Source organism: Sorangium sp. So ce1335, assembly GCF_051521615.1.
GTDB lineage: Bacteria > Myxococcota_A > Polyangia > Polyangiales > Polyangiaceae > Sorangium.
In genome coordinates this window covers 10954691-10965302 of the sequence record NZ_CP150363.1, presented here as the reverse complement: position 1 = coordinate 10965302, position 10612 = coordinate 10954691, and the positions used below count along the sequence as shown (strand labels likewise).

The following is a 10612-nucleotide window of genomic DNA, read 5'->3' as shown; positions in this document are numbered from 1 at the left end:
ACTTCGCTAGGGCTCCCTTCTCCTCGGCCTTGAAATTCTTTCAAACAGGACGCGGCGGGCGGTACCATCCCCACCCTCCTGAGACGCGCATGGAAACTGTCGAACGAGCAGGGCGGCGCGCCGGCGCTGCGGGCCTTCTTTTGCTGTGCCTCGCCACCGCCGGCGTGGGGCTCGCCACCAGCGGGTGCCGCGTCAACGAGAACGACATCCATCGCTGGGAGACGACGGCCCACGGGCCGGACAAGCTCAGGGCCGTCTTGTTTCACGACAAGTACGACGGCGCGCTCCGCGTCGAGGCGGCCAACTCGCTCATCCGCATGAAGCCGCGACAGGGCCGGCGCGTGGGCATCGGCATCATGGTCGAGACCCTCGCGACCATGGGGCCCGAGGCGCGGCAGGCCATCGTCGCGGCGCTCGTGCCCACGATCATCGCCGAGCTCCGCAAGCCGCCGCCCGTCGCGCAGCCCGGGCAGCCGGTCCCGCCGGACACCTCCTTCCCGTACAAGGACGCCGCGTACGCGATGCTCACGTCCGACAGGACCGTGATCATCGCGGACGAGGGGCTGAAGGAGGGGCTCAAGGCCGCCCTCATCGACTGGGCCATGGCGGACTTCGAGCACCGGCTCGAGGACCGCTCGCAAGCGTACGGGATGGAGCAGCTCCTGCGCTTCATCGGCCCCGCCGCGGTGGCCGGCCTGCCGAAGCTCATGACGCGCGAGGCGAAGCGGCTCGACCAGATGGCGTCGCTCGTCGCCGAGTACGGCGACCCGGCGACGAAGGAGGCCGCCTCCGCGAACCTCGTCGCCATCGCGAAGTTCGTCACCTCGGGCGACTGGATCAACGTCAAGAAGCCCGAGCTCCAGGCGGCGAACGCCGCGTCGAAGCTCACGCCCACCGAGAAGCAGTTCGAGGCGCAGCTCGCGCAGTACCAGGAGGAGGAGCTCTTCCGGGTCTTCGGCTCGATGAAGAAGCTCGGCGGCCGGCCGTCGGTGGACTTCCTCCTCGGCTTCGCGGCCGACAAGCAGCAGCCCGAGAAGCGCCGCCAGGCCGCCCTCGCCGCGCTCGAGGGCCGGCTCGACCGCAACAACCCGAGCGACATCCAGCGCATCCTCGAGATCGCGACCGCGGACGCGCCCGACGTGGTGCTCGATCAGGCCTTCCGCCGCGTCGGCGAGATGCCGCGCGAGCTCGTCGTCGAGAAGCTCTACGGCCTCTTCAAGACCGACAAGTGGAAGATCCGCCGCGCCGCGGCCGCGACCATCCTGAAGATGTCGACGGTGAAGCACATCGACGAGTTCATGGGCAGGCTCCCCGACAGCAAGGGGTTCGCCATGCCCGAGGCGCTCACGTACGGCGCGGCGCTCGGCGACCTGAAGGAGGGCTCGCCCGTCGAGGCCCTGAAGAAGCACTTCACCTCGGGCCCGGCGCCGGTGCGGACGAGCGCCATCGCGTACTACTTCACCTTCGGCACGGCCGCCGACGTCCCGGCCGTCAAGCCGCTCGAGGGCGACACGACGCGCGCGCCGGTCTGCGACGCCGATCCGGACTGCAAGTGGGCGTGCGAGGTGCCGAAGGAAGGGTCGAACGAGCGCGAGCTCAGGGACGTGAAGACCGTCGGCGAGTTCGTTCAGTACTGCATCGAGCCGGCCATGCAGGAGAGGAAGCCGGAGCTCGAGAAGGGCGAGAAGAAGTGACGGGATCGCCGGCTCCGTACGCGGAAATCTCGGGCGATGCGGCCGCGACCCCGCGAGGTCCAGCGCGGCCCCGCGCGCAGCTCGCGACGCGCGTCACTCCTGGATCGCCGCGCGATCCGGGCGCAGGTTTCGCGGCGGGCTGCGCGGGCGATCACGGGATCTCACGACGGCGTGTTCAGGGTCGCAGCGCGCGATCCGCGCGGCCGAGGGCCGTCTGGTGCTTGCAGGGAAGAGGCCGGGAGGAGGCTTCCCAGCGCAATTCATCCTCCATTATCGTTGGGTAGAGATGAGCGCGGATCCGAACAAGAAAAGCGCACGGACGTTCCAGTGTCGCGATGTCCTTTGGGAGACGTTCGAGCAGATGGCGCGCGAGCTCGAGTGCTCCATCGACTACCTCATCAATGAGTCGATGAAGCAGTATGCGCGGCAGCGAAGCTACAGCCCGCGCACGCCGTTTCCGCCGCCCGCGAGGGTCGACGCGCCGCCCGGCTCCGGACACCAGGCGGTCGCGCTCGCTCATCAGACCAACGCGATGCCCAACCCGCCGCTCCCGCCGCCGGGTCTGGTGACGCCCGGCTCGCCGCCGCCCTTCGGCGCGGGCGCCTCGCCGATGGTCGCGCTGCAGCAGCAGCCGGCCGCTGGAGGGTCGCCGTACGGGGCGCCGCCCGCCGCGCCGGCCTACGGCGCGCCGTCGCCGCCCTACGGCGTGCCGCCGGTGGGGCCGGTGCCGACGCCGGTCCCGGCCCTCACGCCGCCGCCCCCGCCGCCGCCGGGGCAAGTCCGGCAGGGCGCGCCGCCGCCCCCGCCGCCCGGCAGCAGCAACGCCGGCGGGAAGCGGCCGAGCCTGCCCGTGCCGCCGCCCATCCCGGGCCGCGTCGGCGGCCCGCCGCCGCCGCCGACGAGCGTGACCCGCCTCGGCGGGCCGCCTCCGCCGCTCCCATCGCAGGCCTCGAGCTCGGGCGGGCGCCAGAGCATCTCCGCCGCGCCGACGGGCCGCTCCGGGCCGCCGCCGCCCCCGCCGCTGAGCAGCGTGACCGGGTACGCTTCGCCGATCGGGCCTCCGGTGGCGCCGCCGCCGTACGGGGTCCCGCCGCAGGCGGCCAGCAGCGTGCCGGGCCCGCCGCCGATGGGCATGGGGATGCCGAGCCAGGTCCCCGCCGGCCCGGCGCTCGCCGCGTTCTACGCGGGGCAGCGCTTCGTCGTGAACAAGGACCGGTTCATCATCGGGCGCGGCAAGCAGTCGAGCGATCTGACGATCAAGGACCCGAACGTGTCGCGCCAGCACGCGATGGTCGAGTTCCTGAACGGCCAGTACTACATGGTCGACATGGGCTCGACGAACGGCGTCGAGTACAACGGCCAGCGCATCGCCCGGAAGGCCATCGTCGAGGGCGACCTCTTCCGGATCTGCGATCACGAAGTGCGCTTCTCGTACCGCTGACCGCGGCCGGGCAGTGTGCCAGTGAGCGCGCACCGCATCCCGGGAGCCCGCCGCCAGAGGGCGATGCGGGCCTGCGCGGCGGCGGTCGCGCTCGGCGCCGCGATCGGGGGCGGGGCGGTCTCCGCCGCGCAGGCCCCGCCGTGGGTCCAGGCGGGCGAGGCCCCGCTGCCGGCGTGGGTCAGGAGCGCGCGCGTGCTCAAGCGGGACCAGCCGCTGTTCGAGGCGCCGGGCGAGAACGCCCGCCGGCGCGGGTCCGTCGACCGCAACGTTGAGCTCCCCATCTTCGCGGTCCGGCGCGGCGACGGCTGCCTCGGGCGCTGGCTCGAGGTGGGCGCCACGGCCTGGGTCTGCGACGACGCCGTCGAGCTCTCGGCCGCGGGCCCGATCAGCCCGCTGGTGCGCACGTGGCGCGACATGCCGGACGGGCTGCCGTACCGCTATTACTTCGTCGGCCCCGACGGGACGTTCGGCTACCGCCGGGCCGAGGCGGCCGACATCGACGCGCCGGACGCGCAGCTCGAGCCCGGCTTCGCCGTGGCGATCGTCGAGGAGCGAGCGCAGGGCGGCGCGCGGTACGGCCGCACGAACAGCGGGTTCTGGGTGCCGATGCGCGATCTCGGTCCGGTGCGCGCCTTCGCCTTCCACGGGGTGGACGTCCCGGCGGGCGCCGCGGAGATCGCGACCGCGTGGGTCGTGTCCGACAGGGCCCCGCTCTACCGGAGGACGGCGGCGGGCTTCGCGCGGACCGAGGAGAGCAAGGCGCGGTTCGAGGTCGTCCCCACCCTGGAAGAGGCGCAGGGCGCGTCGGGGAAGCTCGCGCGCATCGCGGACGGCGACGGCGCGGTGTGGATCTCGACGCGCGATCTCCGGCGTCCGTCGGCCGCGCCGCCGCCGCCCGAGGTCGACGTCGAGGCGGGCGAGCGGTGGATCGACGTCGAGCGCGCGACGCAGACGCTCGTGGCGTACGAGGGGCGGCGCCCCGTGTTCGCGACGCTCGTCTCGACCGGCAAGGGGGCGCCCGGGTCGTCGAGCGTCACGCCGGCCGGCACCTACCGCATCTGGGCCAAGCTGCTCACCTCGGACATGGACAACCTCGAGGACGAGGGCGCCGATCGCTACTACCGGATGGAGGACGTCCCTTACGTGCAGTACTTCTCGAAGGGGGTCGGGCTGCACGGCGCGTTCTGGCATCGCTCGTTCGGCCAGGTGCGGAGCCACGGTTGCGTGAACCTGGCCCCGCTCGACGCGCAGCGGCTGTTCTGGTGGACGTCGCCCCGGCTCCCCGCCGGATGGACGGCCGTCCTCCCCACGGCGCACGAGCCAGGGACCGTCGTGCGCGTGCGGTAGCGTCGAGCCGTCGTGCGCGTGCGGTGGCGTCGCGCGAGCGCGCGTGGCCCGGTGCTCGGATGGGGATGACACAGGCTGGCAGCGCCGGCGCCGGGGGGGCGCCCTGCCAGAGGGGTGCGGTGCGGGTGGGGAGAGGCAGCGGAGCCGCGCGCGCTGCGTGGCGCGCGCGGCGAGCGCCGTCTCAGTTGGCGATCTGGCTCTGGAGGAGGTAGGCGATGACCCAGGAGAAGAGCACGAGCGACTCGATGAGCGCCAGGCCGAGGATCATCGGGGTCTGGATCCGGGCCGCAGCGCCCGGGTTGCGGGAGATGCCCTCCAGGGCGGCGGCCGCCGCGCGCCCCTGGCCCATCGTGCCGCCGAGGGCCGCGATGCCGATCGCGAAACCGGCGGCGACGGCGAGCCACGAGTTCGCGTCGTACTTGTTCGACGCTGCACCATCCTGCGCCAGCGCCATGGCGGGAACGAGTACCAGCGCGGTGGCGACAACGGCGGACAGCGACAGCTTGCTCTTCAGCGACATCCGAATCTGCTCCTTTCAAGCCACGCAGCCCGTGCGGGGCCGCATGCGTATCTCCTGCGAGGGTCGGGGGCCGCGCTGGCGGCACCCTTGCGAGGTCCGGGGATCGTTCCCGCGGCCCCTATGACTGCTCGGTAGGGGATGCGCCTTCGCGATCCACCCACCCCTTGGGGCAACCCATCGACAGCGGGGCCCCCTCTAATCCGAATTTCAAAGGCTGGCTAGCCTTTCTCTGCACCTCTGGCGCCGTTCTTCGACGGCGCTGGCCGGCACTGGCCAGGCGGCCAGCCGGGGCGGTCAGTGGTGATCCGCCTTCTCCGTCGCGAGACCGATGTAGATGCAGGACAGCAGGCAGAACACCAGCGTCTGCACGATGGTGACGATGATCGCGAGGAACATCAGGGGCACGGGGACGAAGAGCGCGACCAGGCCGAAGATGATGCTCGCCACGAGGTGGTCGACCCCGATGTTGAGCATGAGCCGGATCGCCAGCGTGACCGGGCGGACGCAGGTAGAGAGGAGCTCGATCGGGAAGATGAGCGGCGCCAGGTACCACTTCGGCCCGGCGAGGTGGGCGATGTAGCCCCAGCCGTTCTCCTTCAACCCGTAATAGTTGAAAAGGACGAACACGACGAGCGCGCACCCGATCGTGACGTTCAGGTTCGAGGTCGGCGGGTTGACGCCGGGGATGAGCGCCGAGGCGTTCGAGAAGAAGATGAACGCCGCCGCGCCGCCGATGACCGGGAAGTACCGCTTCGCGTTCTCGGGCCCCATCACGTCCCGGGCCAACCCGTAGAAGTAGCCGAAGAACGCCTCGAAGAACGTGCGCAGCGTGAGCTTGTCCTCGGGGATCACCGACTCGTTCAGGCGCCGGTACTGCCCGCGCACCTCGCTGGCGAGCAGCAGGAAGAGCACGATGACCAGCAGGCTCATGAAGATCGGCTCGGTCCCGCGGTAGTCCACGGTGTGGTGACCGATGAACGTCTTGCCGATGTTGCGCGCGTTCTCCCGGAGCCCGGGGAGCTGCGCCAGGAGGTACGTGAGGAACCCTGTATGCTCAGGCATGGCTTTCGTCGTCGATGCGCCGCGCCGGCGGCCGCGCGGCTGTGCAGGCGCGTCCGCGAGCGCTGGCGCGCCTTGGGGGAGTTCGCCCTCGGTCGAGGGGCCTCGCCTCTACCACAACTCGTTTACGGTGGGCACTCTGGAGCGCGCCGAGGGCGCTCCCCCGGCACGTCGCGCGGCGGGCGGGTCGTCCGGGCGCCGGACCCGGCGGGCGATCAGCCGGGAGCGCGCGGCGGGGGCGCGTCCGCCGGCGGCTTCGGGCCGAACAGCGTCCCCAGGCTGATGCCGACGACGAGCGAGGCGTAGCCGACCATCATGGCGACCCCCGAGACGGCCTCGCTCTTCAGGATGAGCCACACCCCGCCCATGAGCGCGCCGAGCTTCACCATCGCGATCACCGTCCACGACACGGTGTGGCCCCGGCGCGAGATGAACGCGTCGACGATGCGGGCGAAGACGTAGAGGTTGGCCGTGGCGATCGCGCCGCCGATGGCGACGCCGAGCGCTGCGCGCACGCCGTACGCGAGCAGCCCTGCCACAGACAGGACCGCGGCGGTGCCGGCCACCCAGCGGAGCACGGCGCGCATGGTCGCGTCCCCGACGCCCGGCGGCTCCTCCGCGTCGGGCTCCCTGCGCGGCGGCTCGCCGCCGCGCGCTCCGGATCGTCGATCAGCGCTCATCGTGCTCCTTCGCGGGTCGCCGCACGTCGGGGTCGAGGGCGACGTCGGTCGACGCCGCCCGGCGGCCGTCGTCCGGCGCGCGCTCGTCCTGCCGTGCCTTCCGGTCGTCGTACACCGGCGCGGGGTTGCCCTGCTCGCGCTCCTCCCGCGCCGCCTCGGCCCGCATCTCCTTCCACGCCCGGTGCACCGACTTGCCGGCGGCGCCGAGCCCGAAGAAGAACCAGAGCACCGACATCAGCGGATCGGTCCCGAGCTTGCCGTCGAGCCAGCGACCGATGAACAGGCCGAGCAGGACGCTCAGCACCACCTCGAGGCCGATGGTCCCGTAGCTTCCGACGGCCTTCCAGTCCTGCTTCATCACGGGCTCCGATCACCCGGCAGTACCTGGGTGCCTCCGGTCGCGATTACAAGCGGTCCCGGACGGGGTCAACCGGCGTTGGACGTGCGGCGTGCGGCGCGCGGCCCCGAGGCTACGGGCGCCGCGCGAGCAGCGCCTCGAGCGAGGATCGCATCGCGCGCGCGGCCTTGCCGCGGTGGCTGACGAGGTTCTTCTCGGCGTCGCCGAGCTCGGCCATGGTCCGTCCGTGGTCCTCCACGACGAACAGCGGGTCGTAGCCGAAGCCGCCCGCTCCGCTCGGCTCCCGGCCGATCCAGCCCTCGCAGCGGCCCTCGGTCACCATCGGCGGCTCGTCGGATCGCGGATCGAGCAGCACCATCACGCAGCGGAAGCGGGCTCGACGCTGGCCGTCCGGCACGCCGGCGAGCGCCGCGAGCAGCGCCTCGTTGTTCTCCGCGTCGGTCGCGCCCTCCCGCGCGAAGCGCGCGGACCGCACGCCCGGCCGGCCGCCGAGCGCGTCCACCTCGAGCCCCGAGTCCTCGGCGAGCGTCACCATCGACGACCTGAGCGCGCCGGCGCGCACCTTGAGGAGCGCGTTGTCGAGGAACGTCTCGCCGTCCTCGACGACCGGCGGCGCGTCCGGCAGCACCTCCGCGAGCGAGAGCACGTCGATCGGGAGATCGGCGAGCAGCGACCGCAGCTCCGCGAGCTTGCCCCGGTTCGACGTCGCGGCGAGCAGGCGCATCCGCTCCCGGCTCACGCGACCCTCCAGTGGTCCGTCTGGAACAGCCCGGCGAGGTCCACGCCGGCCTCGGCGAGCGCGCGGTGCTGCGCGCTCGCGAGCGACGCCACGCCCGCGAGCGCGAGGTCGATCATGCTGTCGAGCTCCGTGCGGGGAATGGCCTCGTCCTCCGCGGTCGCCTGCACCTCGACGACGGAGCCGACCGCGGTCGCCACGACGTTCATGTCGACGCGCGCCGCGCTGTCCTCCGTGTACACGAGATCCAGCGCGAGCCCGCCCGGGAGGTGGCCCACGCTGATCGCCGCGACCTGATCGCGGAGCACCGGCGCCTTGAGCGCCCCCGCCGCGCGCATACGGTCGAGCGCCAGCGCGAGCGCCACGAACCCGGCGGTGATCGACGCGGTCCGCGTGCCCCCGTCTGCCTCGAGGATGTCGCAGTCGATCGCGATCGTCTGCTCGCCGAGCTGCTTCAGATCGACCGCCGCCCGGAGCGCGCGCCCGATGAGCCGCTGGATCTCCTGCGTGCGGCCGCTCGGGGCCTTGCCGCGCCCGTCGCGCGGCTCCCTGCGCGCAGGGCTCGATCGCGGGTGCATCTGGTACTCGGCCGTCAGCCAGCCCGCGCCCTTGCCCATCATCCAGGCGGGCACGGTGGGATCGACCGACGCCGTGCAGAGCACGACCGTCCTCCCGGCCCGGTAGAGGACCGACCCCTCTGCGTTGCGGTGGAACCCGAGGATCATCTCCACGGGGCGGTGGGCGTCGAGGGCGCGGCCGTCGGGGCGATTCACGAGCGCCGCCTTAGCACAACTCGGGCGGGGCACCGCCCCGCGGCGGCGCGCGGCCGGCGCGGGCCGCCCTGGCGCCGCCGCTACATCCCGAACCAGGGGCCCGGGTCGATCACGTCGGCGCCGCGCCGCAGCTCGAAGTAGAGCTTCGCGCCGCCCGGTCCGCTCGCGACCGTGCCCACCCGCGCCCCGCCCGGGAGCTGATCGCCGGCGCGCACGTCCGCGGCGCCGAGGCTCGCGTACACCGAGTAGTGCCGCTCGCCGTGATCGACGATCACGGTGAGCCCGTAGTCCGCGTAGGTGTCGGCGAAGGCCACCCGCCCCGCGGCCACGCTGCGCACAGGCGCGCCGTCCAGCGCGGTGAGCTCGACGCCGGGCCCGCCGGCGCCGCGGCGCGACACCTTGCGCACCTCGGCGCGCCCGGCGATCGGGAAGGGGAGCCGCCCGAGGAGCGAGCGGAAGCCGGCGCGGCGATCGGGCTCGGCGGGCCCCGTGTCCGCCCCGTAGATCGCGAGGTAGTCGGGGCGCACGCTCGTCTCGAACGCGCGCGCGAACGCCGCGCGGCGCTCCTCCTCCTGGGCCAGGGCGACGCGGGCGCGGTTCATCGCCTCGCGGTGCACCTCGAGGGGCGCGCGCTCCGCGCCGAGGTGCGTGAGGCGGTCGGCGATCTCGGCGCTGCGCCGGGTCAGCTCGGCCTCGCGGGCGAGGTCGCGCTCGAGGGCGAGCCGGGTGCGCTCGACGCGCGCGGCGTGATCGACGAGCGCGTCGAACCCGCCGCCCACCGGCAGGAAGCCGGCGCGCACGTGGCGGTAGTAGGCGCGCCCGCGCGCGATCATCCGGCGGCGCGTGACCTCGAGCGCCGGGCCGATGGAGTCGAGCTCCGCGCGCAGCGCCTTCTCCTCGGCGTCGAGCTTCGCGAGCAGCCGGTCGAGGTCGTTCTCCGCCAGCGCGGAGCTCGGGCGCGCGGCCGGGGCCCTCGCCGGCGGCGGTGTCGGATCGAGCGCCGGGACCTCGGCGCCGCTCGTGGCGGCGCCGGTCAGGAGCGCCAGCGCGATCGGCGCGATCCGGGCGCGGCGCCTCACACCGCCACCATCTTGCGCAGCGTGAGCAGCGCCGTCGCGGCGCCGAGCGTCGCGCCGAGCGCGACCATCCCGAGCGCGACCTCCCAGGGCAGGAACGACGGCGAGACGCCGAGCAGGTTGGCGAGCTCGTGATCGAAGCGGCCCCGCACCATCAGGAACAGCGCCCCGAGCAGGAGCAGCGCGCCGGCCGCGCCGGCGGCGCCCTGCGTGGCGCCCTCGACGATGAACGGCCGGCGCACGAAGCCGTCGGTCGCGCCGACGAGCTTCAGCACCTCGACCTCGATCTTCCGGCGGTGGAGGAGCAGCCGCATCGTCGAGCCGATGACGCTCACGACGGCGCAGAGGACGATCGCCGCGAGGCAGGCGCTCGCGGCCACGCCGCCGCCGAGGAGCGAGGAGAGCCGCTCCGTCCAGCGCTCGTAGGTCTCCACCGACTCCACGGCCGGCAGGGCGCGCAGCTTCACGGTCATCGAGGCGAGCGCCTCGTCGGACACCTCCTCGGTGAAGCCGACCTCGAGCGACGCGGGGAACGCGCTCGGCGGCAGCGCGGCGAGCGCCTTGTCGCCGTCGTCGTGCACCACCTCGCGCCGCGCCTCGGCGCTCGTCACGAGCCGGACCTTCCTGACGCCCTCGGTGCCCTCGAGGGCGCGCGTGAGCTCCGCCGTCTCCGCGTCGGTCGCGCTGTCGTGCAGGTAGATCGTGGCGCGGCCGGCGCGCGACCAGCGATCGCGCACCGCCACGAGGTTCGTCACCACGAGGAGGGCCGACGCGAGGCAGACGAACGCGACCGCGAGCGAGAAGATCGACAGGGCCTGCAGGCGCCAGTCGCTCCTCCCGGCCCGCCAGGTGCGAAGCCACCGCCGCCGATCGTCACGTTCGCTCGTCTGCATCCGTCCCTCTATCCGTCGATCGCCTGGGGCGGCGC

General features: G+C 73.3%; 11 protein-coding genes. 3 read left to right on the top strand and 8 right to left on the bottom strand.

Going from position 1 to position 10612, the window contains the following annotated elements:
• Window positions 1-89: 89 nt before the first annotated feature.
• The 3 genes from WMF24_RS41070 (at window position 90) to WMF24_RS41060 (ending at window position 4482) form a co-directional block, all read left to right on the top strand.
• Entirely contained in the window at window positions 90-1694 is a 1605-nt protein-coding gene (locus WMF24_RS41070; protein WP_437732906.1) for a hypothetical protein, read from the top strand.
• Between the two features lie 286 nt (window positions 1695-1980).
• Window positions 1981-3135 (top strand): FHA domain-containing protein, encoded by a 1155-nt coding sequence (locus WMF24_RS41065; protein WP_437732905.1) that lies wholly within the window; start codon window positions 1981-1983, stop codon window positions 3133-3135.
• Window positions 3136-3156: 21 nt separating this feature from the next.
• Window positions 3157-4482 (top strand): L,D-transpeptidase, encoded by a 1326-nt coding sequence (locus tag WMF24_RS41060; protein WP_437732904.1) that lies wholly within the window; start codon window positions 3157-3159, stop codon window positions 4480-4482.
• Between the two features lie 181 nt (window positions 4483-4663).
• On the opposite strand, the gene WMF24_RS41055 is transcribed toward WMF24_RS41060, so the two are convergent.
• The 8 genes from WMF24_RS41055 to WMF24_RS41020 form a co-directional block, all read right to left on the bottom strand.
• Window positions 4664-5002, bottom strand: a complete 339-nt coding sequence (locus WMF24_RS41055; RefSeq protein ID WP_437732903.1) for an ATP synthase F0 subunit C — start codon at window positions 5000-5002, stop codon at window positions 4664-4666.
• A gap of 294 nt (window positions 5003-5296) precedes the next feature.
• Window positions 5297-6064 (bottom strand): F0F1 ATP synthase subunit A, encoded by a 768-nt coding sequence (atpB, locus tag WMF24_RS41050; protein WP_437732902.1) that lies wholly within the window; start codon window positions 6062-6064, stop codon window positions 5297-5299.
• Window positions 6065-6276: 212 nt separating this feature from the next.
• Window positions 6277-6741 carry an ATP synthase subunit I gene (locus WMF24_RS41045; RefSeq protein ID WP_437732901.1) on the bottom strand — a complete coding sequence of 155 codons (465 nt, stop codon included), beginning with the start codon at window positions 6739-6741 and terminating at the stop codon, window positions 6277-6279.
• On the bottom strand, window positions 6731-7099 hold the full coding sequence (locus WMF24_RS41040; RefSeq protein ID WP_437732900.1) for an AtpZ/AtpI family protein: 369 nt from the start codon (window positions 7097-7099) through the stop codon (window positions 6731-6733). The genes WMF24_RS41045 and WMF24_RS41040 overlap by 11 nt, the downstream gene beginning before the upstream one ends.
• Before the next feature lie 112 nt (window positions 7100-7211).
• Entirely contained in the window at window positions 7212-7838 is a 627-nt protein-coding gene (gene rdgB / locus WMF24_RS41035; protein ID WP_437732899.1) for an RdgB/HAM1 family non-canonical purine NTP pyrophosphatase, read from the bottom strand.
• Window positions 7835-8608, bottom strand: a complete 774-nt coding sequence (rph, locus tag WMF24_RS41030) for a ribonuclease PH (RefSeq protein ID WP_437732898.1) — start codon at window positions 8606-8608, stop codon at window positions 7835-7837. Before rph ends, rdgB begins: the two co-directional genes overlap by 4 nt.
• 80 nt (window positions 8609-8688) lie before the next feature.
• Entirely contained in the window at window positions 8689-9687 is a 999-nt protein-coding gene (locus tag WMF24_RS41025; RefSeq protein WP_437732897.1) for a murein hydrolase activator EnvC family protein, read from the bottom strand.
• A complete protein-coding gene (locus WMF24_RS41020; RefSeq protein WP_437732896.1) occupies window positions 9684-10577 on the bottom strand; it encodes a cell division protein FtsX in 894 nt (297 codons plus the stop codon). Before WMF24_RS41020 ends, WMF24_RS41025 begins: the two co-directional genes overlap by 4 nt.
• Between the last annotated feature and the right edge of the window lie 35 nt (window positions 10578-10612).

What these genes read in the sequence shown, in the direction of transcription:
- WMF24_RS41070 (WP_437732906.1), top strand. Translation starts at nt 90, where the DNA reads ATGGAAACTGTCGAACGAGCAGGGCGGCGCGCCGGCGCTGCGGGCCTT.
- WMF24_RS41045 (WP_437732901.1), bottom strand. Translation starts at nt 6,741, where the DNA reads ATGAGCGCTGATCGACGATCCGGAGCGCGCGGCGGCGAGCCGCCGCGC.
- WMF24_RS41040 (WP_437732900.1), bottom strand. Translation starts at nt 7,099, where the DNA reads ATGAAGCAGGACTGGAAGGCCGTCGGAAGCTACGGGACCATCGGCCTC.
- atpB (WP_437732902.1), bottom strand. Translation starts at nt 6,064, where the DNA reads ATGCCTGAGCATACAGGGTTCCTCACGTACCTCCTGGCGCAGCTCCCC.
- WMF24_RS41020 (WP_437732896.1), bottom strand. Translation starts at nt 10,577, where the DNA reads ATGCAGACGAGCGAACGTGACGATCGGCGGCGGTGGCTTCGCACCTGG.
- WMF24_RS41055 (WP_437732903.1), bottom strand. Translation starts at nt 5,002, where the DNA reads ATGTCGCTGAAGAGCAAGCTGTCGCTGTCCGCCGTTGTCGCCACCGCG.
- WMF24_RS41065 (WP_437732905.1), top strand. Translation starts at nt 1,981, where the DNA reads ATGAGCGCGGATCCGAACAAGAAAAGCGCACGGACGTTCCAGTGTCGC.